The sequence below is a fragment of the Lactiplantibacillus sp. DA1 genome (genome assembly GCF_032681335.1).
Lineage (GTDB): Bacteria > Bacillota > Bacilli > Lactobacillales > Lactobacillaceae > Lactiplantibacillus.
Genome location: NZ_JAWHTQ010000003.1, coordinates 407,909 through 433,628 on the forward strand (window position 1 = coordinate 407,909; position 25,720 = coordinate 433,628).

Annotated in this window: 28 protein-coding genes; 9 read left to right on the top strand and 19 right to left on the bottom strand. The window is 43.9% G+C overall.

Annotation, left to right across the window (positions count from 1 at the left end; genetic code table 11):
* Positions 1-37 precede the first annotated feature (37 nt).
* Complete coding sequence (gene cls, locus RXV91_RS07010) at positions 38-1,486, bottom strand: cardiolipin synthase (RefSeq protein ID WP_021730731.1); 1,449 nt, start codon at positions 1,484-1,486, stop codon at positions 38-40.
* 135 nt (positions 1,487-1,621) lie between these two features.
* Here cls and RXV91_RS07015 point away from each other — a divergent pair, with 135 nt between their 5' ends.
* The 3 genes from RXV91_RS07015 (at position 1,622) to RXV91_RS07025 (ending at position 5,849) form a co-directional block, all read left to right on the top strand.
* Positions 1,622-1,771, top strand: coding sequence for a hypothetical protein (locus tag RXV91_RS07015; RefSeq protein WP_165493435.1), 150 nt, complete (start codon positions 1,622-1,624; stop codon positions 1,769-1,771).
* Positions 1,772-2,120: 349 nt separating this feature from the next.
* Positions 2,121-3,545, top strand: a complete 1,425-nt coding sequence (locus RXV91_RS07020; protein ID WP_316439283.1) for an amino acid permease — start codon at positions 2,121-2,123, stop codon at positions 3,543-3,545.
* Between the two features lie 261 nt (positions 3,546-3,806).
* Positions 3,807-5,849, top strand: coding sequence for a KUP/HAK/KT family potassium transporter (locus RXV91_RS07025; RefSeq protein WP_316439284.1), 2,043 nt, complete (start codon positions 3,807-3,809; stop codon positions 5,847-5,849).
* A gap of 73 nt (positions 5,850-5,922) precedes the next feature.
* Here the strand turns inward: RXV91_RS07025 and RXV91_RS07030 are convergent, their stop codons facing one another.
* Both RXV91_RS07030 and RXV91_RS07035 read right to left on the bottom strand, forming a co-directional pair.
* Positions 5,923-6,867, bottom strand: coding sequence for a cation diffusion facilitator family transporter (locus RXV91_RS07030; RefSeq protein WP_316439285.1), 945 nt, complete (start codon positions 6,865-6,867; stop codon positions 5,923-5,925).
* Between the two features lie 328 nt (positions 6,868-7,195).
* A complete protein-coding gene (locus tag RXV91_RS07035) occupies positions 7,196-8,242 on the bottom strand; it encodes an AI-2E family transporter (protein WP_316439286.1) in 1,047 nt (348 codons plus the stop codon).
* Positions 8,243-8,706: 464 nt separating this feature from the next.
* Here RXV91_RS07035 and RXV91_RS07040 point away from each other — a divergent pair, with 464 nt between their 5' ends.
* Positions 8,707-9,825 carry a vitamin B12 independent methionine synthase gene (locus tag RXV91_RS07040; RefSeq protein ID WP_316439287.1) on the top strand — a complete coding sequence of 373 codons (1,119 nt, stop codon included), beginning with the start codon at positions 8,707-8,709 and terminating at the stop codon, positions 9,823-9,825.
* Positions 9,826-9,910: 85 nt separating this feature from the next.
* Here the strand turns inward: RXV91_RS07040 and RXV91_RS07045 are convergent, their stop codons facing one another.
* The 4 genes from RXV91_RS07045 to RXV91_RS07060 form a co-directional block, all read right to left on the bottom strand.
* A complete protein-coding gene (locus RXV91_RS07045) occupies positions 9,911-10,294 on the bottom strand; it encodes a multidrug efflux SMR transporter (protein ID WP_316439317.1) in 384 nt (127 codons plus the stop codon).
* Between the two features lie 14 nt (positions 10,295-10,308).
* The gene (locus RXV91_RS07050) at positions 10,309-10,617 is read right to left on the bottom strand and encodes a multidrug efflux SMR transporter (RefSeq protein ID WP_003642504.1); all 309 of its coding nucleotides are present in this window, start codon (positions 10,615-10,617) and stop codon (positions 10,309-10,311) included.
* 359 nt (positions 10,618-10,976) lie between these two features.
* Positions 10,977-11,615: a hemolysin III family protein gene (locus RXV91_RS07055; RefSeq protein WP_316439288.1), complete on the bottom strand. Its 639-nt coding sequence runs from the start codon at positions 11,613-11,615 to the stop codon at positions 10,977-10,979.
* A gap of 284 nt (positions 11,616-11,899) precedes the next feature.
* Positions 11,900-12,244 carry a metalloregulator ArsR/SmtB family transcription factor gene (locus RXV91_RS07060; RefSeq protein ID WP_316439318.1) on the bottom strand — a complete coding sequence of 115 codons (345 nt, stop codon included), beginning with the start codon at positions 12,242-12,244 and terminating at the stop codon, positions 11,900-11,902.
* A 138-nt stretch (positions 12,245-12,382) separates the two neighbouring features.
* Here RXV91_RS07060 and RXV91_RS07065 point away from each other — a divergent pair, with 138 nt between their 5' ends.
* Positions 12,383-13,270 (top strand): cation diffusion facilitator family transporter, encoded by an 888-nt coding sequence (locus RXV91_RS07065; protein ID WP_316439289.1) that lies wholly within the window; start codon positions 12,383-12,385, stop codon positions 13,268-13,270.
* A 185-nt stretch (positions 13,271-13,455) separates the two neighbouring features.
* On the opposite strand, the gene RXV91_RS07070 is transcribed toward RXV91_RS07065, so the two are convergent.
* Both RXV91_RS07070 and RXV91_RS07075 read right to left on the bottom strand, forming a co-directional pair.
* Complete coding sequence (locus RXV91_RS07070) at positions 13,456-14,049, bottom strand: helix-turn-helix domain-containing protein (protein ID WP_015381026.1); 594 nt, start codon at positions 14,047-14,049, stop codon at positions 13,456-13,458.
* A 122-nt stretch (positions 14,050-14,171) separates the two neighbouring features.
* Complete coding sequence (locus tag RXV91_RS07075) at positions 14,172-14,405, bottom strand: hypothetical protein (RefSeq protein WP_015381027.1); 234 nt, start codon at positions 14,403-14,405, stop codon at positions 14,172-14,174.
* Positions 14,406-14,914: 509 nt separating this feature from the next.
* Between RXV91_RS07075 and RXV91_RS07080 the strand changes: the two genes are divergently transcribed.
* The gene (locus tag RXV91_RS07080) at positions 14,915-15,082 is read left to right on the top strand and encodes a hypothetical protein (RefSeq protein WP_003642510.1); all 168 of its coding nucleotides are present in this window, start codon (positions 14,915-14,917) and stop codon (positions 15,080-15,082) included.
* A gap of 333 nt (positions 15,083-15,415) precedes the next feature.
* Here the strand turns inward: RXV91_RS07080 and RXV91_RS07085 are convergent, their stop codons facing one another.
* Genes RXV91_RS07085 through folB form a run of 7 tightly spaced genes read right to left on the bottom strand, consistent with a single transcriptional unit; the run spans position 15,416 to position 20,498 of the window.
* Positions 15,416-15,964, bottom strand: coding sequence for a DNA-3-methyladenine glycosylase I (locus RXV91_RS07085; protein ID WP_316439290.1), 549 nt, complete (start codon positions 15,962-15,964; stop codon positions 15,416-15,418).
* Positions 15,936-17,084 (bottom strand): dihydropteroate synthase, encoded by a 1,149-nt coding sequence (gene folP, locus RXV91_RS07090; protein WP_316439291.1) that lies wholly within the window; start codon positions 17,082-17,084, stop codon positions 15,936-15,938. The genes RXV91_RS07085 and folP overlap by 29 nt, the downstream gene beginning before the upstream one ends.
* Before the next feature lie 24 nt (positions 17,085-17,108).
* Entirely contained in the window at positions 17,109-17,696 is a 588-nt protein-coding gene (locus tag RXV91_RS07095) for a non-canonical purine NTP pyrophosphatase (protein WP_316439292.1), read from the bottom strand.
* Complete coding sequence (locus RXV91_RS07100; RefSeq protein ID WP_316439293.1) at positions 17,693-19,057, bottom strand: glutamate ligase domain-containing protein; 1,365 nt, start codon at positions 19,055-19,057, stop codon at positions 17,693-17,695. Before RXV91_RS07100 ends, RXV91_RS07095 begins: the two co-directional genes overlap by 4 nt.
* An 8-nt stretch (positions 19,058-19,065) precedes the next feature.
* A complete protein-coding gene (gene folE, locus RXV91_RS07105; RefSeq protein WP_316439294.1) occupies positions 19,066-19,635 on the bottom strand; it encodes a GTP cyclohydrolase I FolE in 570 nt (189 codons plus the stop codon).
* Positions 19,628-20,140 carry a 2-amino-4-hydroxy-6-hydroxymethyldihydropteridine diphosphokinase gene (gene folK / locus RXV91_RS07110; RefSeq protein WP_316439295.1) on the bottom strand — a complete coding sequence of 171 codons (513 nt, stop codon included), beginning with the start codon at positions 20,138-20,140 and terminating at the stop codon, positions 19,628-19,630. Before folK ends, folE begins: the two co-directional genes overlap by 8 nt.
* The gene (gene folB / locus RXV91_RS07115; RefSeq protein ID WP_033609992.1) at positions 20,130-20,498 is read right to left on the bottom strand and encodes a dihydroneopterin aldolase; all 369 of its coding nucleotides are present in this window, start codon (positions 20,496-20,498) and stop codon (positions 20,130-20,132) included. The genes folK and folB overlap by 11 nt, the downstream gene beginning before the upstream one ends.
* A gap of 46 nt (positions 20,499-20,544) precedes the next feature.
* Here folB and RXV91_RS07120 point away from each other — a divergent pair, with 46 nt between their 5' ends.
* Positions 20,545-20,703: a hypothetical protein gene (locus tag RXV91_RS07120; RefSeq protein WP_316439296.1), complete on the top strand. Its 159-nt coding sequence runs from the start codon at positions 20,545-20,547 to the stop codon at positions 20,701-20,703.
* A gap of 19 nt (positions 20,704-20,722) precedes the next feature.
* Here RXV91_RS07120 and RXV91_RS07125 read toward each other — a convergent pair whose 3' ends face one another.
* Positions 20,723-21,256 (bottom strand): CvpA family protein, encoded by a 534-nt coding sequence (locus tag RXV91_RS07125; protein ID WP_316439297.1) that lies wholly within the window; start codon positions 21,254-21,256, stop codon positions 20,723-20,725.
* 170 nt (positions 21,257-21,426) lie between these two features.
* On the opposite strand from RXV91_RS07125, the gene RXV91_RS07130 reads away from it, so the two are divergent.
* Positions 21,427-22,335 (top strand): metal ABC transporter solute-binding protein, Zn/Mn family, encoded by a 909-nt coding sequence (locus RXV91_RS07130; RefSeq protein WP_316439298.1) that lies wholly within the window; start codon positions 21,427-21,429, stop codon positions 22,333-22,335.
* 216 nt (positions 22,336-22,551) lie between these two features.
* Here the strand turns inward: RXV91_RS07130 and RXV91_RS07135 are convergent, their stop codons facing one another.
* Both RXV91_RS07135 and RXV91_RS07140 read right to left on the bottom strand, forming a co-directional pair.
* Complete coding sequence (locus RXV91_RS07135) at positions 22,552-23,967, bottom strand: MFS transporter (RefSeq protein WP_316439299.1); 1,416 nt, start codon at positions 23,965-23,967, stop codon at positions 22,552-22,554.
* A 217-nt stretch (positions 23,968-24,184) separates the two neighbouring features.
* Positions 24,185-24,445: a DUF2187 domain-containing protein gene (locus RXV91_RS07140; protein ID WP_316439300.1), complete on the bottom strand. Its 261-nt coding sequence runs from the start codon at positions 24,443-24,445 to the stop codon at positions 24,185-24,187.
* Between the two features lie 280 nt (positions 24,446-24,725).
* Between RXV91_RS07140 and RXV91_RS07145 the strand changes: the two genes are divergently transcribed.
* A complete protein-coding gene (locus RXV91_RS07145) occupies positions 24,726-25,385 on the top strand; it encodes a hypothetical protein (protein WP_316439301.1) in 660 nt (219 codons plus the stop codon).
* The last annotated feature ends 335 nt before the right edge of the window (positions 25,386-25,720 follow it).

Sequence of the window (25,720 nt, forward strand, 5' to 3'; positions counted from 1 at the left end):
AAATCAGTTTTTTAGCCTCATCTATTCAATTGTTTGATTATAAAATTGGTGATAACAGCCGTGAAAATGTCTGCTTGAACTTCAGCCAGAATGACTGATTCTTAAAGTCTTGAACGGTAATCAAACTACTGATTTTTTGATCTTCTAAGAAAATCCGTTCCAATTCTTGTGCTAAATCAGCATCGTATAAAAAGGCGTTCACTTCGAAGTTCAACTTAAAGCTCCGGAAATCCAAGTTAGCGGAACCAACCGAAGCCACCTGACCATCAATCACGATGGTCTTGGCATGAATAAAACCATTATTATAATAATAGATTTTTACACCAGCATCTGCCAGTTCCCGAGCATAGTACTGGGTTGCCCGGTAAACAAAGGCATGGTCGGGTTTATCCGGCACCATGATGCGGACATCGACTCCTGACATCGCTGCAATTTTAATTGCGTCGAGTACGGAATCATCCGGGATTAAATATGGCGACTGAATCCATAAGCGGTGTTGGGCCGTCATAATCATTTTAATATAGCCCAACTTAATCTGTTGCGCATCACTGTCAGGGCCGCTCGAGACGATTTGTAACGACGTATTCCCTTTAACGCGAATAACTGGGAACATGTTAACGTCTGGTACGATGCGGTGTTCCGCATCAGTGGCGTTCCAGTCCCGAATGAAACGTTCCTGTAATTCGAAAACCCCTGAACCAACGATTCGTAAGTGCGTATCGCGCCAGTAGCCGAACTTCTTACTACGCCCAAGGTACTGGTCACCAACGTTAAAACCACCGACGTAACCAACCCGACCATCCGTCACTACGATCTTACGGTGATCACGGAAGTTTAGTCGGAAGTCCAAAATCGCCGAATGGGCCCCCAAGAATGGTCGGGCATGCCCACCGAGCTCTTCCAAGTGCTTGAAGAAACTGCGAAACGTGCCCATCGACCCCCACGGATCATAGAGCACACGAACATCAACACCTTGAGCGGCTTTACGCTCTAATAAGTGTAATAAGTCATTACCGATTTGGTCATTATAAAAAGTATAATATTCGATATGAATATGATTCTTAGCCGCTTCAATATCTTGAAACATCGCATGAAACTTCTCGTGACCATCCGTATAAATCTTGACGCGGTTTTTTCGGCTCAGTAGCGCGCCATCCGAATTCAAGAACAAACTGACCATCCCACGAACCGAACTAGTCACCGCATCAGCTGGCATCAATTCAGTACCTAATGCTTCACGTTGCCGCTGAATCATCTGTTCCAACCGAATTTGCGTCTCCTTACGCAACCGGAACAACCGATTCTTCGGTAATTTCCGGCCAACAAAAGCATACGCAATGAAGCCAACGATTGGCAGTAAAATCAACACGAGTAACCACGCCCAAGTTGCTGCGATATCCCGATTACGATCCCGGAACACGGTAATGAACGCCGCGGCCGCGTTTAAAATGATAATTGTGTAGACAATTGGCTCAATATATTGCAATGGAGGCACCCACCTAATTTTTAATGATGGTTTTATTTTACCGCAGATAGTAGTGAGATAATAATCTTTTGCGAAGATAATTTTTGCATTTAACCATTAAATAGCTAATAATTATGCGTAAGGAGGGCACGTTCAATGCTTGCAATGCTTGGAATTCACGGTCTCGGACCAATTCGCATGTTTCACTTAACCGAACACTTTGCGGGTCCCCGGGCCGCCGTTGGAATTTTACTAATTATTATTTTATTAGCCGTTGTTTACCGTTATTATCGGCGGCATCGTTAATGAATATACAACCATCCGGGACTGACACTCAGTTGGCAGTCCTTTTTTGGTGTTCAGCCACCCCAGCCTTTATTATTAATTTCATTTTCAAGATAAGTTAACCTTCCGAAAATCTGCTCCAACTTATCGTCATCCGACGCACCAATCACGGCTCTCACCCAGATTTGATAATTAATCACAATTAGTCAAACAACTAACAACAACGACTAATATTAATCATCATTGGACCTCAATGGCCTTGATTTAGCTATTATAGCCAACTCAATTTACGACTTTAGCACTATTAACCATCGTGGCTTTCCTAAAACCGGTTAAACTTAATTCATCACATCGAAATGGGGCGATGATTATGGATTTATCACACACGCGGTTACTCCGCAAAAAAGATATCAATGCCATGTTAGCCACTTATCACAGTCCGCTCAAAAAAGAACTTAAAACATTTGACTTAACGATGTTGGGAATTGGGGCCATCATCGGGACTGGGATTTTCGTTTTAACCGGGACCGGAGCCTTAACAGCCGGTCCCGGGCTCATGATTTCATTCGTATTAGCGGCAATTGCTTGCCTATTTGCTTCACTCTGCTACGCTGAATTTGCAGCCATGGTTCCTGAAAGTGGCTCGGCCTATACGTACGCTTACACAACGCTGGGCGAAATCGTTGCCTTTATTATTGGCTGGGATTTAATGTTGGAATACCTCTTCGCAGTTTCGACCGTGTCCGCTGGTTGGTCAGGCTATTTTCAATCATTTCTAGCAGGCTTCGGGTTAAAACTACCCACAGTTCTTTCCGCCGCCGCAGGTTCCGTCCCTGGTGTGACCAGCTATTTTAATCTGCCGGCCTTCACCATTATTATCCTGATTACCACTTTATTGTCTCTCGGGGTCAAAGAAACTAAACGCGTCAATAACATCATGGTAGTGATTAAATTAGCCGTTGTTCTTTTATTCATCTTTACCGCGGTGCGCTTCATCAAGCCAGCAAACTGGAGTCCGTTATTACCGTTTGGCTTCAAAGGGGTCTTCGGCGCAGCTTCTAGCGTTTTCTTCGCCTTCATCGGTTTTGACGCCATTTCATCTAGCGTTGAAGAAACATTGGAACCGTCCAAAACACTCCCACGTTCCATGTTACTGTCTCTTGGTATCTGTACCATTCTCTACGTGGCTGTATCAGCCATCATGACTGGCGTGGTTCCATTTGAAACGTTTGCCAAGTACATTGATCATCCGATCTCGGCCGTTCTTATTTACTCCGGTCAAAATTGGATGGCCGGAATCATTGACCTTGGCGCGATTCTTGGCATGACCACTGTAATGTTAGTCTGTCTCTACGGTCAAACTCGGATTTCCTTCTCCATGTCGCGGGATGGATTACTCCCCCATGTCTTTAGCGATATTAGCGCCAAAACCGGTGCACCACTTAAATCAACCGTCTTGTTTGGGTCGATTGCCGCAATCATGGGTGGCTTTATTCCATTAGCTGACTTAGCTGAACTGGTGAATATCGGTACTTTGACTGCCTTTACCCTAGTTTCCTTCTCCATCTTACGGCTACGTAAAACACAACCAGATCTTCGGCGTCCCTTCAAAACGCCGTTGGTCCCGTTTGTACCAATCATGTCAATCATCTGTTGTGTCTTCCTACTAATCAACCTGAAGCCTGTCACTTGGATCCGCTTCGTGGTATGGTTAGCCATCGGCATGATCGTTTACTTTGGTTATTCCGTTAAACACTCCCAGTTGAAGACGGATACAGCCACTGATGAGAAATAATTGACTAGACTAATAATTTCAAAACTAATAGGTCGCTTCATTTCAGCGTTATCAACTGGAATGAAACGGCCCATTTTTTATCCCCAAAGTACAAACAACCGAATCACTTACTGTACTCAACTTGAAGTAAAGTTCACCTAACGAAACGTAAGTTGAAACTTGTTAACATGAGCAAATTTCTAGTTTGTCTGGTTAACTCCTTTTGAAAAAAACTAGTATAGTATGAGTCACAGTTCTAATTGAAGTGGGGGTCAATAACTCATGCGTAAGCAACGGATTCAGGAACGTTCATTGATTGGCATGTTAATCACATTAGGCGTCGTGTATGGGGACATCGGAACGTCACCGCTATACGTCATGAACGCTCTGATCAATGACGCGGGGCAACTTAAGAATGCAACTCCTGATTATGTTATCGGCAGTGTTTCATTAATCTTTTGGACGTTGATGCTCATTACAACGGTAAAGTACGTCCTGATTGCTTTACGCGCTGATAATCATCATGAAGGTGGCATTTTCGCCCTGTATGCGCTGGTTCGTCACCGGGCCAAATGGTTAATTTTCGTCGCGTTGATTGGCGGCGCCGCTTTGTTAGCAGATGGCACCCTAACACCTGCTGTGACAGTCACATCAGCAGTTGAAGGCTTAAAAGGATTACCCAAACTGGGGGCTTTTTCCCAGTACCCGTGGCTCGTGCCTCTAACCGTTACGGTTATTTTACTAGTTCTCTTTATGATTCAAGGGTTTGGTACTGCCGTCGTTGGTCGGTCATTCGGTCCCATGATGCTACTCTGGTTCACCATCATTGGCATCTTCGGTCTGATCAACATCAGTCAGGCACCCGTCATTCTCAAAGCCTTCTCACCAGTTTACGCCGTGCAAGTCTTATTCAATCCGGCTAATAAAATGGGGATTTTCATTCTTGGTAGCGTCTTCCTAGCAACCACTGGAGCCGAGGCCTTGTATTCCGATATGGGCCACGTTGGCAAAGCCAACATCGACGCCACTTGGCCATTTGTATACACGACCCTGATTCTTAATTATCTTGGTCAAGGGGCTTGGATGTTAAACCATTATCAAGATGCCGCTTGGCGCGACGCCACTAACGTCAATCCATTCTATGCCATGGTTCCTGCGGGCGGTCAAATTGCAATGATTATCTTAGCCACGGCCGCAGCCATCATTGCGTCACAGGCCTTGATTACGGGTTCTTATACCTTAGTTGACGAAGCAGTCGGTTTAAAGTTCTTACCCCGTATGATTATCAAACATCCTAGTAATGTTCGCAGCCAGATTTACATTGGCGCGATTAACTGGTTGCTCTGTCTGGTCACCTTAGGAATCGTTTGGCTCTTTCAAACTTCCGCCCACATGGAAGCGGCGTATGGGTTAGCCATCACCTTAACGATGTTGATGACGACCATCTTGCTCAGCCAGTGGATTCAGATGAAGGGCCACCGAACATTATCGCTAGCTTTATTATTCGGCTTCGGCGCCCTGGAGACCGTCTTTTTAACCGCCAGTCTGACCAAGTTTATCCACGGTGGCTATTTGACCTTGGGGCTGACCCTCGTCATTTTCTTGATTATGGTCGTTTGGTTCTTTGGTAATCGCCGGCGTTTGCGTTACAACCAAGCAAATGAACAGATTAGTCTGCTAGATTACCGTAATCAACTGATCCAGTTAAGCCATGATGATCACCTGCCAGTATTTGCAACGAACTTAGTCTACTTGGCTAAAGTTGACCACCAGCACCGGGTTAAACGGTCAATTCTGTACTCGATTTTAGATAAGCGACCTAAACGCGCTAAGGTTTACTGGTTTATTACCATTAATGAAACCAACCGACCTTATGATTGTAGTTACAGTGTTGACATGCTAGGCACTCGAAATATCGTGGAGGTTCGACTCAACTTAGGCTTCCGTAAATCACAACACATTAATTTATACTTGCGCCAAATTGTCACGAACTTAATTGCCGATCACAGCATCGATCCTCAATATTCCCGTTACGGAATCACGCAACCCCGTCAAGTTGGCGATTTTAAATTTGTCGTTCAGAATCAGCAGATCATGGACCTTGCTAGCAACCCAACGATGGGCCAGTTCGATCGACTACTAATTGGTGGCCGCGTCCTACTACAAAACATCACCCCATCTCCTGCTATCTGGTACGGCTTAGCGTTTAGCGATGTCTTGGAAGAGACGATTCCATTATTCACGAAACCAGCAACGGACGCCACACTAACGAATTTGACGGTCCACCATGCCCGCACCCCACAACGGAATTCGCACCAACCATAAATAAAAGACTAGTTTCAAGGAATTCAACCTTGAAACTAGTCTTTTATTTATTAAAATCTATCAGTCAACACACTTATGTTTGCGGCATAAACATTACCTTAGTGTCAATAATGCCATACTGATTTCGCATCACTTGCTCGATCCTTTCACTGAGCTGAAAGCTGGCTGCCACTGTCATTCGTGGTGACACTGCTATAACCAGCGACAAGGCCACTAAGCTCCCAGAATACTGGACATCAATTGCATTGACCTGATTCACACCATCAATTTGTTGAATCGTATTAATATAATTTTTTTCAACTTGTGGATCACTGTAATTAATTAGCTGCAACCCACTGTCCCGAAAAATTTGTAACCCAGCGGCAAAAATAAAGAATCCAATCACGATACTCGCAACACTATCTAACCAAGCAAATTTGAATAGTAAGACCCCACTTAATGAGATTAAAGTGCCAATGCTCGTTAACGCATCACTAAGACTATCCTTTGCCGCAGCCAATAGCGTCGAATTATCTAATTGTTGCCCTCCGCGACGATTAAAGTACCAGACGACTAACATAACGATGCTCGCGATTGCAGCTCCCCAAACAGTTACACCGCTCACTGCTTGAACGGTGTGTGACTTAAACAAATTACTAACACCACTCACAATAACTTGTACCGCCATAACTAACATAACGACCCCACTCATTAACGTGAATAAGTCTTGTAAACGAAATCGCATCAATCGATTACGACGTTCGGCCTCCCAGCCGTCCAAAGCGGTCACTTTACTTTGATGTGATTGATGATTATGAATGCCACCCCAGATACCAAGCGATAACAACCCCGATGAAACAATACCCGCAAAATTATTAAACGCATCCGCGTGCAAAGATTGCGAATGACCAATCGTTGCAAGCACTAGTTCGATTACAAATAGACTTAAATATGCTATCGCATTGCCCAACAGATGCCACAACGCACCTTGCATTCGCTTAATTTGGTCAGCTTCAATTTCTTGCCAGCCATCTAACACGGGATGTTGATTATTTGATTGATTAATCGTAATCGTCTCCTCTTAAACAGATTCCAACCGCTCACTCTAACACTTAGTCGTAATAAGTCAACCTTATACCACCTAGAACGCTGATAGCTTAACACTAACAGTCTGACTTGTAATTGTCACTATCAGCATCTTTAAGCAGTAATTAATTAAAGCTGGCACCTTCGAAAGTAATCCACTTCGAAGATACCAGCTTACAATTATCCTTGATAACCTTTACGCGCAGTCACAAGCTACTGTTCATATAAATCACCCGACCCCATACAAAGCCTGCTACCGGTAAAGTCCAGTTACAATCACACTAAGGTTCACGTTTCTCTATTTGAGACGTCACGCGTCGCGGCTCAGAATTCTGCACACCCAAAATGTCTAGGAAGAATGAAACAATTGGAATCCCAATGATCAAGCCCCAGGCCCCTAATAGACTTTCCATAATAATCAACGTAATAAAAGTGACAAAGACTGGTAAATCAGTCCGGTCCGCCATTAGCCGTGGATGAAGGAAATAAGACTCGAAGGCGTGAATCAAAATAACCAACACGATGATCCAGACAACCCGAATCAAGCCACCCGACGCAAACCCCAGTAAGGTTAGCGGAATCATTGAAATCAACACGCCAGCCACCGGCACTAAGCCTAGGATAAAGACAATGATCGACAACACCATGATACTTGGCATCCCAATAATCATGAATCCAATCGTCATCAAAATCGTATTGATCGTACAAATCACCAGTTGCGTTTCAATAATCCGCCCCAGAATCATAACGAATTTATGCGTTAAATAGTAAACGTTCGTGAAGAACTTTTTAAACTTCGACTGCAAGAACTGGCGGCCAAAGACCATCATTCGTCCCCGCGAAACTGCAAAGATAAAACTCAAAAAGATTGCCATTAAGACGTGCGTAAAGCCAGTTCCAACCTCACTCAGTCCTTTAATACCGGTGACGAGTAACGCCTTCCCGTTTTGAATCAATTCACTACTATGAATAGCTTGGTTGACCCATTTATCAATATTCTTATTCAATACCGGGTGATTGGTGATTGCTTTAGCCAGCATATCCGGAATGACCTTCAACTGATCGACCAGGGTAGGTGCCGCGTACGATAACGCACCGATAAACAACGCAATCACGCCGACGTAGACCACAATGACGGCAATCCAATAAGGTAAGTGCGTTCGGAGGTTTAACCACCGACTAAGCTTAATGCCCAAATACGCAAAAATCGTCGTTAATAAAACAACCGTCGCAAATCCCCGCATTAAATAAATAATGATGATTAATAACGCCAACGTTAAGTACAAGTCAACGTCATCCCGCTTAAAAAAACGAATGATTCTATCCATAATTTGCCCCCAATCGCATGTTACTTGCATTATAGCATGACTATGGATTAATCCCGCCCACCGATTCCGGCCTTAAATTAAATTTGACATTTAAAATAATTACCAGTATGATAAGTGTCAATAATTAAAGAACGATTAAAAGATGAGTAATTGGTGTCGCTGTTCAGCGAGTATCGGGTTGGTGAAACGGTACCGGCACAACCAATGAAGATGGTCTTCTCCCTAGTTCGTTTTGGTGAGTGTCTGGTGAGCACTAAGGTAACCAGCATTAACTAAAGCCGGTTTAACAACCGTTACCCGCGTTAGCAATTGCCAAAAGCTTATGGCAGCTGTATCGAGTAGACTAGTTCACTAGCCTAGAACTCAGGTGGTACCACGGCCCAACGTCGTCCTGAATAATGATTAACATTATTCAGGACGACGCTTTTTTCGTTCCTAATAAAATTTAAGGAGTTTGATATTTAATGACAACCACAACTTTAACCGCCCCATTCCGCTTTGATGTCGTCGGTAGCCTACTGCGCCCCGCTAGTTTGAAAAAGGCTCATGAACAATTAGCCGCCGGTACCATTACGCGTGATCAAGAACTTGAAATCCAACACACCGAAATCAAACGAGTGGTCGCTGAACAAGTTAAGCTCGGGCTTAAAGCCGTGACCGATGGCGAATTTTCACGCAGCTGGTGGCACTTAGATTTCCTGTGGGGCTTAACTGGTGTTGGCAAGTACGACTACCATCAAAGCTATAAGTTCAAGGGGGACCATACTCGAACGGATAACGCTGAACTGATTGGCAAAGTCGCGTATAATCCCGACCATCCGTTCTTTGCTGCCTTTGAATACTTACAATCAATCGTGCCCGCTGGTGTACTCGCTAAACAAACAATCCCATCACCAACCATGTTATTCCGCGATAATCGGAGTGACAATTGGACCAAATTCTATGATAGCTGGGACGCTTATTTAGATGATCTCGCCCAAGCATACCACGACACGATTCAACATTTTTACGACCTTGGATGTCGCTACATTCAGTTAGATGATACGACGTGGGCCTTCTTGATCAGCAAACTTAATGACCCTGAAGCTGACCACGCGACCTATACTAAGTGGGCGACCGATGCCGTCAAAGTGATCAACGCAGCCTTAGCTGACCTACCGGACGACTTGACCGTCACGACCCACATCTGTCGGGGTAACTTTAAGTCCACGTACCTCTTCTCGGGCAGTTACGACGTGGTCGCACCCTACCTTGGCCAGCTTAACTATGATGGGCTGTTCTTGGAATATGATAACGAACGGGCAGGTGGCTTCGAAGTCTTAGACCAGATTTGGAATCACGATGATCACAAACGCATCGTATTAGGTCTGGTTACCTCTAAGTTTCCAGAATTGGAAAAGACCACTGTGATCAAAGAACGAGTTCAAGCTGCGACCACTAAGGTGCCATTGCGTAATCTAGCACTATCGACCCAATGTGGCTTTGCTTCAACTGAAGAAGGTAACCAGTTAACTGAGGCTCAACAGTGGGCCAAGTTGGCGTTAGTCATTGGTACGGCTAAGGAAATCTGGCCAGAAGCCTAGCTGAATAACCAAAAAGATCGCGAATCAAACGATGATTTTCAAGCCTAGTTGCTTTAAAAGTCATCCAGATTCGCGATCTTTTTAATTACCGGTTAAACCGGGTCCGCCACCGTGCCAAGCGCGGCGTCGCAGTAGCCGGTTTAGTCGCCTTAGCAGGCATGTTCAATAGAATCACACCCGTAATAATAGCCATGAATCCCAACGTTTTCAATCCCGTCAAGATTTCGCCAAACGCCCAAATTCCAATCAGGCCGGTCGCAGCTGTGCCGACTCCGGCCCAGATTGCATAACCAACACTCAGTGGGATTTTGTTCAATGCCCGTGAGAAACTAAAAATCGCTAGGCCGTATAGTAACATGCCCACAATTCCAACCAAGGGGTACTTAAATCCAGCCGATAACTTCAACAAGCTGGTCCCCGCAATTTCAACGCCAATCGCAATAACTAATTGAATCCATGCACGCATCATCATTCCCCCTTGATTTAAATGTTCAGTAAAATCGCCCCGACTACAATTGCAATTAAGCCACTCAGACGTGAAAGACTGAGCCGTTCACGGTAAACGACGACCGCTAAAATAACGGTTGCAAACGTGCCCAGTCCAGCCCACATGGCATACGTCACCCCTAACGGCAGGCGTTGCATTGCAAGCGTTACAAGGACTAACGAACTAAAATATCCAACCAACACCATTATCGTTGGTATTAAGTTCCGAAAACCGTTTGCACGCTTTAAGAAAAAGCTCCCTAAAACTTCCATGAAAATGCCACCAAATAATAACCCGTATGCCATCTTAATCACCTCACTAAAAATTTCGTTGTCCTACTATTCTACGGAAGTTTATTTAAAAAGGCAATCAAAAGATACGCCTGGCTGATTACAGTTTGATGACAAAAATAAAGCCTGTTCTGTACTAGGCTATTGCGAGCTAGCCAGTTGATTTCAAAACTATTGTTAGCTGAGTGACGGTGACTAATTCAGACAACGGTCGTACGCACTAACTGCTGCTCGGATACCAACCTAATTTAGAAGACATTGTGCCAGTACCACATGAAATTATTTAAACCGTTACCTGTGAACCAAATACGGTTCTCTCCCCCACATCTATAGCAAAAAAGGACCAGCTCGTCAGCCAGTCCCCACAGTCATCCTTAAATATAGAAATAAATTGAGAAAAACATCAACGTCGTTCCCACCATCACGAATAGATGCCAAATGACGTGTAAATATTTAATCCGTGGGAAACTATATAGTAAGGCACCCAAGGTAAACGCAACGCCCCCGGCAACTAATAACCAGAAGCCCGTGACGCCTAAATGGTTCCATAACTGCCGACCACCGGCAAGACACATCCACCCCATCAACACATAAATGACCGTTTCGACCTTTTTCAGACGTCCGGGCCATACGGCATTAACCGTAATCCCAGCAATCGCCAAAGTCCAAATCGTTAACAAGATCGTCCAGCCCAACCAACCTTTGATCGCCAGTAAACTGTAAGGCGTGTAAGTTCCAGCAATCAGCACATACACGCCACTGTGATCAAAGATACGGAATACTTCGCGGGCGCGTGTAAAATATAAGCCGTGAAATAACGTTGAACAAGTATACAGTACAAACAACGAACAACCATAAATAATAAACGCCACCCATTCTAGGGTCTGCCCATCCGCATATGCCTTGAGCATCAAAAAGACAAATGCAACGATACTTAAAACAATCCCAATCCCATGAGTTACTGAGTTAAGGACTTCATTTGTTATTTGATATTGTCGTGCCGACTGTGCCATGTTAATCACCTCATATTTATTGTTGACACCAGCATACCATCACATGGTGTAAATATCAATACATCTAGTTTATAAAACTAGGTAATTAACAAAAGCGTAACTGATTAAAAAATAACACTGCAAAATTAGTCATTTCGCAGTGTTATATTAAACACAATTCTATACTGAATGTAATCGTACCGTTCTTTAAAATCATTGACACCGTTTAACCTAGACCAAACCCAACGAGAATCCACGGAGCTACCCTACTCATCATAACTAATCGGTAATAGCTCATATTCGAGCTAATCGCCGGCTTCTTCGGCATGAGCCGCAACTTGCTGAAAAATACTAATGATATGTTTATCGGCCAACTGGTAGTGCACGTTACGCCCACTACGCGTCCCCACCACTAATTTTAATTGTTTGAGGACCGTTAACTGATGAGACACATTCGACTGTGTCAGGGCTAATCCCGTCGCCAGTTCACCCACACTCAGCTTAGATACTGCCAACGCGTAGATGATTCGGGCGCGGGTTGGATCACCCAGCGCCTTAAAAATTGCGGTAATCCGATTGAGCTCAGTAGTCGGTGGCATCAGTTCAGCCAGCCGTTTGACGATCATTTCATGGTCCATTTCATTTTCCATCATAAACTCCAATTTCTAATTGAGATTGTCATGTAAGCGTGTTACAATACACATGAACGGACATTCATATGTTTGCTCGTTCATATTTAAATTATAGCCATAACAAGGATAAATTCAACTAAGAAGTAGGTGATTCATATGGCACACAGCCATCAAATACAACAACAGACAAGTGCCTTCAAGATTGGGGTCGCCCTAAATACTGCATTCATTGTCTTGGAAGCTGGCTACGGTTTTGCGAGCGGCTCACTGGCCTTGGTCGCCGATGCGGGACATAATCTCAGTGACGTCCTCGGTTTACTGATCTCCTGGCTGGCAATCTGGCTTGGACAAAAAAGCGCCAACGATAAGTACACATATGGATACAAAAGCTCGTCAATCTTGGCTGCCCTCTTCAACGCCGTCTTTTTACTAGTCGCTATCGGGGCCATTTCAGTCGAAGCCATTCAACGCCTCAGTAATCCCGGCCCCGTCGCCGAATGGGACGTCATCATCGTCGCCGCTGTTGGGGTCGTCATTAATGGCTTTACCGCATTGCTCTTTATGAAGGGTCAAAAGCACGATCTCAATATTAAGGGCGCTTTTCTTCACATGGCCGCCGACGCCGGGGTTTCAGTCGGTGTGGTGATTGCCGGCTTCGTTATTTTGAAGACTGGCTGGTTCTGGCTTGATCCTGTCGTTTCCCTGCTAATTGCCGTCGTGATTTTGATTGGTACTTGGGGACTCTTACGAGATGCGATGAATTATTCACTAGAAGCTGTACCAAACAATGTTGACCGCCAAGCAATCGCTGATTATTTAACCAGCCAGCCCACCGTCAACCAGATTCACGATTTACACATTTGGGGCATGAGTACTACTGAAACAGCCATGACCGTCCATCTCTGTCGTTCAACATTAGCTGACAATAATGCCTTTTTGGAACAACTGAACAAGGACCTAAGCGCCCAGTTTCCACTAACTCATATCACGATTCAGATTGAACTTGGCAAGGTGGATTATGAAACAACGGATAGTTCGATTTAGTTCATCGTGAGTTAAGTTATGATACACAGCATCCAAATCGAATCTGTTTCTGTATAAACTATCTCTTCCGCCTTAAACGACCGCATGCTTAATAGCATGCGGTCGTTTTTTGTCTTACACATTTTCGTTAGTTTGAGACGCCACGGCTCACTTCCAAACTCATCAATATTGACTAGCTCGGTAAACTACGACCGTTCTCGTTGTTTTGGCTTCAAAAAGATAGCTAATACCAAACTTAATATCAGTATTGATGTGACCAGCAAGCGACCGGCCACTTCACCAATTATCGCAGCGGGGCCATCATCAACGGCATGTGCTAACTCGTTCAGATAACTCGGTACTATTGTATTGATCAGAATCTCAGCAATAAATGCAATAAACACCGTGATGACGATACCGACACGCAATTTACCTGACTTGAACCGCTGCCAATCTGAAAAATACGACAATAATACCATGGCGTTCACCAGTACTAAAAACGGTACCAAAAACGTTCGTATTCCAAACGGCCGCAAATAGTCAATGTAGCCAAGTACCAGTAACAAGAAATTGCATCGATACGAGACGACCACCCATTTTCGGCTCTTCTGATGAAGTCGTTCTGCTTCCTTATAATAAGCCAGTAAGTGATCATCCCGCATTAAATCGTCTAGCCGAACGTCATAAATATCACTCAATTGAACTAAACTGCCAACATCGGGAAAACTGTGGTCATTTTCCCAGCCTGAGATTGTTTTGCGCGATACATGTAATTGTTCGGCCACTTGCGATTGTGTCAATTGTGCGTGCTTCCTACACACTTTTAGTTTTTCAGAGAATTTCATATCAGACTTTCGACTACTCCCTCATACTTTGGTTGCCATAACGCGATTAAAAATCATGCTTTTTTACCATGACCTGATCAAAATGCACGTTCATTCGCACGCGGCTCACCTTTCTTAAAAAACAACACTTGAATTAAAAAGCCAATAGCAACAATTACAAAAACAAGATTAATCAGATTTGTGCCATTTCGCCAAAATTCGCGACCTAAGACATTACCGTTAACAATTGCTGGATAAACGTTAGCGCTTAGCAATAGTAAAACGATTGCAGCCCAGAATCTGTAGTATTTGTAGAAAACAAGATTAATCATAACCAATCACTCCTAAATGTCTTACTTATATTTGCAATTTATAATAGGTGTCTTATCAGATAAATACAACCTTCTTAAGTAAAAAAACTAGTCTGTATTTTCCAGACATGCAATTAACCCGCTCATGCTGGGCATTTAGCACAGTATAACCATCAGTCTGATGCAGTGAGCATGATTTTTGTGGATAACGCTTATTCATTCAAAATCTATGCGCCAAACGCTATACCGTTTGCTGAAACGTTATGGTACTAGAAGTAGTTATCACTAACCAGTATCCGAGTTAGTCACACTACGATGCTAATTACCAGTCACAGGTTCAACGATACCGCAACCTCAGCGGTATCGTTTTTTCAAATATTCAGCATTTTTCAACGTTCGTACGTTAAATTAAGACATTAACGCACATTGCAGCACACATAACGTCATTCATTATATAATTTAAGTAATATTTATTAATTCAGATAATCTGGTTCACTTCATTCTTAGCTAACCACCTAGGAGGCACTTACATGAGCATCATCAATCGCGTTATCGGTATCATTATCACGCTTATCTTGTTATGCCAATGGTTGCTTGGCTATCAATTACCAGCTGCCATGGCGTTCTTCTTAGTGGCCTGGCTGATTGGCTTGGTAACGATGTGGCTGTTGCCAGACTCGACGACCGCTAACCGCTAGTCGTGTCAGAGGGATACAAAATCAACTCATTCTAAAACACGTCACAAGACCATTACAACTTGCTCTTGCGACGTTTTTTTGCTAACTTCACTATTGCTTAGAAAACGGTTAGACTGGTTCTACACGCCAGTATCACCGACCATTCAAATATGTTTTTGCCGCTTACCCTCATTGTGAACTTGCGCTTCATATTGCGATGGGACTAATAATCACACTGCCCATAACCACTCCGGATTAAAGCACCCACCTTGCTTACATTCACACATTGATACTCACAAAAATACGCAGGCATAAGCAAATAAAAAAGGCCAGCATCCGCCAGCCTAATTCTACCTAATTCAATTTAATCAATCCCGCCGCCAACAAAAACATGTGGGTGACGACTGGTCCAACGAAGGTCAAACCATGCCGGTGTAAATCCTTCGCAACGCGGGCGCCCAGGGGTGAGCGCGTCGGTAATTCATCATCGGGCGCCGGCATAATGACCGGCGTCGCATCGACAAACGCCCACAGGTAGTTACTAAAGCTACCATACTCGGCCTGTAACTGTTGAATGGCACGCGCATCCTGAATAATTGCACGTAACTTACGCCCATTGTGCATCACATTGGGCGTAATCATCAACCGTTCAAAATCCGGTTCGTCCAGGGCGGCTACGGCGTCTGCCCGCAGCCCCGCCATATGTTGCCGCAATACTGGTAACTGACTAGCCGCGACCCGCCAGCCTAAACCCACTTGTAAGATTCCAACCACTAACAATTCAAATAAAACGTGATCATCGTACGTGGGAGTACCGAAGTAAGCATCGTAGTCCTTAACCCCATTCGCCGTAATATCGTCAAAATCATCCGGACTAATCATTATTCGATAACCAATAGCCATTCTCAATCCGGCCTAACAGCGTGATCAATTGTTTGGTTTCAGCCACATCGTGGACCCGGATGATCCGGCCACCCTTAAGCATCATCGCTGCTTCGGTCACCAACGTCATCGGTAACCGATCTTCCTTCTTCAATCCTAGCAACAAACCTAAGTAGCCTTTCCGCGAAATAGCTACCATCATTGGGCGTCGCAAATAATTAAATTCGTCAATATTTCGCATCATCACGTAATCCTGCTCACCATGTGCGACTTGTGAATAGCCAATTCCTTGATCCAAAGCAATCCGTTCAATATCAATTCCATGACTTGTGAGCGTTGCTAGATTCTGCTCAAAAAAGTCCCGCATACTGCTCGTCAAATCAGTATACTCCTGCTCACGACTACTGTGCATCGTCAGTAAGCCGACGCGACTGTCAGCCATCAATTTGAGCTTCCGGGGATCATCCGTAAAGGCATTCACATCATTAATAATGCTGACACCCGCTTCCAAGACGGCTTGCATGACATCGTACTTATAAGTGTCGACTGCTAACACTGCTTCTGGGAATCGTTCCTTGATTGCCCGAATATATGGCAATGTCCGCTCTAATTCGACTTCTGGTGTGACTTCAGTGAAACCAGGTCGCGTCGTTTGTCCGTTCACCTCAATCACATCGGCACCCGCCTGTAACATCTCATCCACGTGGTTGAGCACATCATCCTTAGTCTTGTACTGACCACCATCAAAAAAGGAGTCGGGTGTGATATTCATGATGCCATAAATCATCGGCTTTTTCGTGAGGTTAAAACGATGCTCACCGGCCTGCCAGAAAACATCATATTGTTTCATAATTTGAGTCAATTGGATTTGAACGATTGCTTGATCCGTAAAGACCAGCGACCACTGGTGAGCCAGCTGGCGGCCAGCCGCCTGATTCAATAAAACTGTTAACTGTTCAGGACTAGCCTGAACAACTCCATCTAATTGCTGACAAAGTTGGGTTAAGCCTTGCTGCTGCTCCCGATTATAATCACTAAAACGCAAAACTAATTGTTGTTGTCGTTGAACTTGGGTATTCAACGCCTGACTCGCAAAATCCGTTGCTTGTGCTAATGAACTGGTGATATCTTGTACTAACATCTACTCCACCGATCCTTCCAATTTTTAAAGTTTTGTGATTAATTTTAAGGCGGCTTGTCCCCGGTGCGTCAGTGGGATGCGCCACGTTGTTGGTAATTCGGCCAAAGTCTTGCCATAGCAGGGTAACCAGAAGATCCGATCGAATCCGCCAGAATAGCGGCCAACTTGGGATTGCGCGATATAACCAGCGACGGCCGCTTGTACGACCACGGTCCGACCATCTGGCCAAGCAGCCGCTAACGTTGCGCGCATCACGGCATGTCGCTGAGCACTAGGAACATCGCGTAGCGCCGCTAAAATCGCTTGATTACGATCAGAACCGCCGACTGCCACGCCTAAGTCCCGTGCCGTTGTTACCCCTAATAAATCTGGTAACGCCGGGATTTCTAAGCCACTGTCATCCGCAATAACCGGCACACCTAGTTGTTGCGCGCCAAAACGGGCCTTAGCCACGGCGTTGTCACTGTAACTAGTCGTCGTTTCAGTCGGAAAGGTTAGTCGGGGATACCTGGACAAGTACTGGTGAGCGGTTAAGCCATAATAATCTAAACAGGCAATCAAATCGCGACTTTTCCCCTCATTATTAGATGCAATCAACCAAGTATTCATCATTGGCCCAACCCCGGCCAGCCAGCCTGTTGTAACTCACGAATAACGTAAAATGACCCTGTCACAATAATTACGCTATTAGCTGTCGCTTGTTGTTTTGCTTGGGCCAGTGCATCCGTAATCGTTGTGGCCGTCAGAATAGTTGGCAGTTGCGTCAAATTGGTCGCCGCCATAAATGCTGGTGTCAATAAGTTTGTGGCCGTTTGCGCCAGCTTAGTAGCAGATAACGCTCGCTCGGGATTCGCCGGGGTATTCGTAATAAGAATCTCAGCTGCTGGCAATATTTTAGCAAGCATTTTAGGATAGGCTTTATCTTGCAAGACCCCTACGACCCAAATCAGCTGGCGATCAGCTAGCAATTGTTTAATACTGGCGACTAGCGCTGTTATACCATCCGGATTATGCGCACCATCGGCAATAATTAATGGCTGTTCCTGCAACACGGTCAGTCGGCCCGGTAAGTTGACATGTTGCAGCCCACGACGAATCGCGCCGTTTGTCAAGTTAACTTGTTGCTGTTGCAACACCGTAACCACTGTCAGAACCAGTCGCAAATTTTGTAACTGATAAGTACCGCTCAGTCCGACCGTTAACTGAGTCCAATTAAATAGCTGACTATGCACATCAACGACCGTTTGCGTGAGTGTTTGCTCAGTCACCGTCAGTTGCGCGTGTTTAGCGGTCACTAGCCGGACACCTTGATTGAGCGCTTCGGTCTGTAAGACGGCCAGGGCATCTGGATGCTGGTCATTCAACGTGACAACCGTGGTGTGAGGCTTAATAATCTTAGCCTTGTTCTGCGCAATCGCAGTAATCGTGGGCCCAAGAATGGCGGTGTGATCGAGGGCAATCTTAGTAAACACCGTTAGTTGGGGACTGGCTAAGGCGTTAGTCGCATCATACAAGCCACCCAAGCCGGCTTCAATGACCGCCCACTGCACGCCCTGATTACGAAACCAAACGACACTAATGAGAAAGAACCATTCAAAAATAGACACGTCACTAGCATCCAGTCCCATATTTTGTAATACTGGTAAAATCTCATCATACGTATCAATAAATTCTGCCGGACCAATCCAGGTTCCATTACATTGCAGTTGTTCACGTGCATCATTGATTGCAGGGCTACTAAAACGCCCAACTTGGTACCCTTGCGCCCGCAAAATACTGGCCAACATGGCTCCCGTAGACCCTTTTCCATTAGTTCCCGCAATATGAATGACGTGATAGTAATGGTCGGGGTGACCAAGATGGGCCATGATTCGCCGTAGTAACGGAACGCGCTGATGATTATTAGCAAGCATTGCCTGGTTCAGCTGAGACAATAAGTCTTGATATCGCTGTTCAATTGCCGATGCGTCCACTCAATCACCTACTTTGCAATTCGTTGTAAAAATTCTCGTTTCAAGTCTAAATCCGTCTTAAATTGGCCATTGTAGTAGCTACTTTCAGTATGCACCCCCGGCTTGCTGACGCCCCGCATCTCCATGCACATGTGCCGGGCCGTGATTGAGACCGCAATTCCAGCCGGATCAAGAATCCGTTGTAATTCCGTCGCAATCGAAACTGTCAAGCGTTCCTGAACATTGGGCTGTTGACTGCAATAATCGATCAACCTGGGAATTTTGCTTAACCCAATGACCTGTTCATGTTGTGGCACATAAGCAACTTGAACCGTTCCAAAGAACGGCAACAGATGATGCTCACACATTGAATAGAACGGAATATCTTTAAGTAACACCATTTCGGTCGGATTCTCAACCTTGAACAACTTATAATTGTCAAATGGTGCGGCGGTCTTAGTCGCAAAGACTTCCGCATACATCCGTGCAACTCGTGCTGGTGTTTCGACCAATCCTGGTCGGTCAGGATCTTCACCGACCGCACTTAAAATTTCGCGTACCGCGTGTTCAATCTTTGCTTGGTTCTTCTCATCAATCATCTAACTCACTCACATTTCTTACTTTTTTAATCCAACTCTGATCCTGATTGGCCGCAATCAATTGGGCCACTTGGGGCCCTACCAACGGATCAGCTCTCGCAATTTCAGCGGTTGGCAATAACACAAAGTTACGCTTAGCCGCCTGCGCATGCGGAATCGTCAGCACTGGTGTGTTGATTTGCTGATTGCCCCAGAAAATAATATCTAAATCAATTGTGCGTGGTCCCCAATGAATCAAGCGCTGGCGGTGACCAGCTTGCTCAATTGTATGTAATTCATCCAATAGTTCGTCCGGGGTTAAGCTAGTTGTCAAGGCCACCGAGACATTGTAAAAGTTCGCTTGATCACGATTACCCCATGGCTGTGTCTCATACCAATGAGATTCAGCAATCACGTTGACGCCATTGACCACCCGTAATCGACTAAGGGCCTGCTGAATATTTTGGACGCGGGGATGAATATTGGACCCAACACTCAAATAAACTCGTTCTTCACTACTTACCATCCGGCGTCCCCTCCACCTCAATTTCCACATTATCAAAGATTCCGGGCATGGGAACACTGTATTTACGAATCTTAATATTGATCGCATCCACCGTTGGAAAACTCGTCAGTAATGCTTGTAATAAGTGATTTGCTAGCGATTCAATCAACTTGTATGAATGAGTCGTTACAAAGTCATCGACCACGTTGCGCACGGCTGCATAATTAATCGTCTCATGGACGTCATCATGTTGAACCTTCGTTTCGATGGGATATTTAATGGCAATATCTAGCCCTAGTTGTTGACCGTTACGCCGTTCTTCCGGGAGTACCCCGTTAAACGTGTGAAATCGTAAGTTATTAATTCGAATCATGCCCATAAGTCTCCCAGCCTCTTTCTTGCTCATTTTTACTTACAATCATAGCATGAAGGACGATCAATATGATAGTAATCAGCCAAATAACGCCATAAAAACTAGTAATCGTTCGGGAACCGAAAAAAGTGCGACATCAAGTATTCAAGCCATCAAAAAAGACGTTTCTGGACTAAAAGCCAGTTACGCCTCCATCTTGATTTACATTTGAATTAAACCCGTGCTTTCCTTTAAGAATCCGCGGTCGTTCCATCATTAAATTTAATCAAATTACTGAGATAATGACTAGTCAAACCAGGAGTCTGCTTAACAATATATGTGGCTAGTGGTGACTGCGCCATTTGCGTCTGAATAAAGTTAGTATTAACTAAATTAGCCAACGATAACGCCACAAAAATAACTAAATAGGTCACAACAAACGACACGACGCCACCCGCGACACTATTGACTTGCTTGATGACTGGCAGCCATGTAATACTCCGTGAAACCCGACCAAGTAAACGAATGACCGACCAGCCTATCGAAATTAACACAAAGAAGGCCACCAAGTTAATAATCAGGGTACTAACAACTGAAGCGTCAATTAAATGTAAATTTGCCAAAAAATTACTAATCATCGTTCCAAAAGGCTGATAAAGTAGTCGCGCAAATAATAATACTACCACAGTACCAATCAAATGCAGCATTTCAATCACAAATCCACGATGAAACCCGCGAAAAATTGCGCTTGCTAGTAAAATTAAAATCACAATCGTAAATATCATCTGCGTTCCCCGCCTTCCGTTTTTCAGGTACGCTTATTCTACCAGCTTTTTACCACAAGCGGTTAGTTTTAACCTAGTCTAAACCATATCTTAAAGACTTGACGGCCGCGACTTCTTTCGGTAAAGTTAACAGTAATGGTTACGATTTAAAGAAAATGGGGTTACAAAACATGGTTAACCGACGGATATGGATTTATTTGGCATTACTACTAGGAATCGGTGGACTATTGGCCGGCTGTCAAAGTACGTCAGCACCTAGTAAAACAACTAACAACAAAATTAATATCATGGCCAGCCTCGACTTTTACGGTCAGACGGCTAAAGCAGTGGCGGGAAAATATGGTCAAGTGACATCAATTATTGATCGACCAAGTGTTGATCCGCACGATTACGAGCCAACCGTCAATACAGCCAAACAAGCTAGTAATGCGCAACTGATTATTTACAATGGTCTCGGCTATGACGACTGGATGGAAAAACTCACTGTCAATAAAGCCAAGGGTGCACGAGTGATCGCGGTTGGCACGGATGTCGCTAATAAAACTGATGGCGCTAATGAACACGTTTGGTATGACCCAGCGATCATGCCAAAGTTGGCGACTAAAATTGCAGCTGATCTCAGCAAGATTCAACCCCAACACAAGCATTATTTTTACCAACAAGCTAAGAAATATCAAGCAAATGCTAAGGCCATAACAACCACTATTAACCAGCTAAAACAGCGAGCAAATAATCAGCGGGTCGCAGTCAGTGAACCAGTCTTTGATTATTCGCTGAAGGCCATTGGGTACCGCATCAGTAATACCCATTTCGCACATGCAATTGAAGAGGGCTCGGACCCATCACCTAAGGATATTCAGCAGATGCAACAAGACATTAAGCACCATCGGATTGCCTTGTTTGTTGAAAATACTCAGACCGATAGTAACTTAGTAACCAATATGGTCAAACTCGCTAAACAGTACCACGTTCCAGTGCTTAAAGTCACTGAAACGTTACCCGCCAACCAGACTTATCAAAGTTGGATGTTAAGTCAGTATCGCCAATTGGCAAAAATTCAAAAAACAACAGCTAAATAAAGCAAGTCTTAATTGACGCGCACCACCATTTCTTATCAAGACAAAAATTACGATAGCATCACTTAGGTAAAAAAGACCATCATTCTTAAATCTAGAATGGTGGTCTTCACTATTGCAACTAACCGATATCTAATAACGAGTTTTAGCATTGCTTTATTAAAGTTGAATGACTGATGTTGCCAATATGGCACGCTTTGACACCTAAATTAGCTTATCCTAATGAGTCTGCTTACGACCATCATGTAAGAGTAACGCTAAGATCAGTCCAATTACTTCAATACCTAACATCATCCAGAAAACTGTGTGGTAGCCACGCAAATTGGCAACCATGGTTGATACGCCCGCCTGTTTCTGCGCAAGCGTCACATTAGACAAGACCAAGGTTGTCACCGCCACACCAGCCGAACCAAGAATCTGGCGAACCGTCGTAATTACAGCCGTCCCATGGGAAATTAACTCGTCAGGCAACGAATTAGCGCCCAGTGTCACGGCCGGCATCATGACGAAGGCATTTCCGCCTTCAATTAAAGCGGCGAGTAAAATCATCGTTAAGAGGCTCAATTCCGTGTTGATCAACGCTAAGATCAGCCAGCCAACAACAATCATACTCATTCCTAGAAGCATAATTTGTTTGTAGCCAATCTTCTCAGCCAGTTTACCAGTTAGTGGATTCAAGATGCTTAGCAACACCGCACCGGGAACTAATGACATACCAGAAACGAACGGTGAGACCTTCAAGATACCTTGATAGTACAACGGGAAAATAATCGTTACAACAATCAAAGCTACGTATGAAATAGCTGTTAGGAAAATGGCTAAGTCATAATTAAATGTCTTTAATACGCGTAATTCCAGTAACGGTGTTTCCAAGTGAAATTGGCGATAGGCAAAGTAAGCCACGGCGAATATTGAAATCACTAACAGTAACCAGCCTAACGTCCAATTAACGTTCGGTTTGCCAATCTCATTAACGACGTATAAAATTCCAGCAAAGCCCAGTAATGTCACAATTGAGAGCAAGTCTAACTTAGATGGCTTGTTAACCATCACATCCTTAATTGTCACAAAACTGATTAAAATTAATAAAGTTGCTACGGTAATGAATACGGCGAATAGACCATGCCAATCCGTGAATTTCAAGACAACACCAGAAATAATCGGACCAGAAGCTAAAGCTGATCCCATTACCAAACCGGCTACGCCCATCGTACTGCCCCGCTTTTCTTCAGGTGTTATCGTTAATAGAATGGATTGGTATGAAGGAAATAAGATCCCCACGGCTGCTGCTTTGATTAAGCGACCAACCATCATCACACCAAAACTGGGCGCAAAATAAATAATAATCGAGCCGACGTCGAACAGAACCAGGACGGCTAAAAATAATTGCTTAAAACCAATATTATTCAGCAACCATGGGCTAATTGGCATCATCACGACCATGGTTAACATAAAACCTGTTGTTAGCCATTGAACTGTCGATGCGGAGATACCAAAGTCCCGCATAAACGTTGGGTATACCGTCGACAAGGAAGACTGGCTGATTGACATTGTCCAGGTTCCAAGCAACAGGGTAAAAATAAACCAAAAACGACGATGCCCCGTTAACGTTATATCTTGATCAGCTGTCTGCATTAAAAACTCCTCCTCACTTTAGAACAGTTATTAACTGCTAATATCTATTGTACCATTCCAATTAGTGATGTACAGGGTAAGTGCGAAATTACCAACAAAAAAGTTTGCCAGTCCAAACAAAGCTATGTACGCAATTAATTAATGCCGCTTACCAAGTATGGATTACTAGCCAATAAAAAACGCCGTACTGGAATTATACGGCGTTGAGCATTATTAATTATTCAGCGAGCATGGCAGCACTAACGGCCTGTAACTGTTTCGCTTCACTAGCTGTTGGCTTAGCGAGTTTCATCTTCTTCAAGGCAATTACCGCTCGATATTGAAGTTCAGCCACGTTGATATCATCCCGTAAATCATAATGGGTAATTGTGACGAAGGCGGAGTTCTCATAAACTTTTTCAACTTTAGCATAAAAATCATAATCGGTATTGCCATTCTTCTGACATTTAACCCGATCCCCCACAATAATCTGAGCCATAACTATCACTCCACTTCATAAAATATGCTAATAACATAGCACGTAACCGCTAGAATAACAATTATTGCCCCCGAATTTACAGGATTTTTACATGGTTGCGACGGATACCGTCCAAATTAAATAACATTAAACCTGATCTATAAACAAATTGTTGGTTAGCTCTATAGTTGAATGTAAAATCAATCAATATGCCCTTAATAATGCCTATGAGCACTATAAAAACATCGGTTTGGCTGTTAGACTAAATAAATATTTTTATTAACACGAAGGAACTTCCAGTATGAAGGATCATCAAGAAATCCAAATCAGAGTGGTACTTGCATCAGTTTTAACAAACGACCAACGAATAATTAGCTTTCACACTACCAAAAAAAGTGAATCGGCCTATGTTCTGTTAGGTAATAATCAGGGCGAATTTCTAGCAATCCGTCTTAGTACACATAAAGCATTTAGTGTTTTTATGTCAATTCCCATGTTTGACTATACCGACAAGGTCCAATTAACAGAAAAGCTCAGTGACTTTCTCCGCCGAGCAAGCTGGCTTCAATTTAATTACCATGATTATCTTGCACTTTCAATGATTGTTTTCGCTAAACAACATGGAACAGAATTTCAAATTGACGATTCCTATACGATTTTTTCAGAAGCAAGCCAGGGAATGGTCTTTTATCAGCTATTGGGTCGTCCGCGGGGAAAACAAGTCGTGTTACACGCTTTTGAAGAAGATTATAACCGAGTCCTCCGCCGACTATACGCACAAGCACTAATTGCTAGTCATTCCACAGATAACACCTTCAAATTATATGTAACAGAGGCTGGTATCCATTTACTGGATTGGTTCTCAACAACCTATATTGAAACTTTCCCTAATGATTATCTTAATGTTAACTGGTTTGACCTCAAGCTACCCAAGCAATCTGCCGACGAAATAAGCAAATGAAAAAACCTATAGGCTGAATACAGCTTATAGGTTTTTCAATGAGCTAAATGGATATTAAAAATAATATTTACAGCTTACTTTCAATACATCATCTTATTAAGTGCTTACGGAACAATTTGGTTATGCATTGGAAAACCTCCGTTAATTGATATGCTAAGCATACCAAAAAAGCGGAGGCGAAAATAGGCATCATCTTATTAAGTGCTTACAATGTTTTTTGCAACAAAAAAAGGAATCGAATTAACGATTCCTTAGGTTGCATGGCAACGTCCTACCCTCGCAGGGAGCGATCCCCCAACTACTCTCGGCGCTAAGAAGCTTAACTTCTGTGTTCG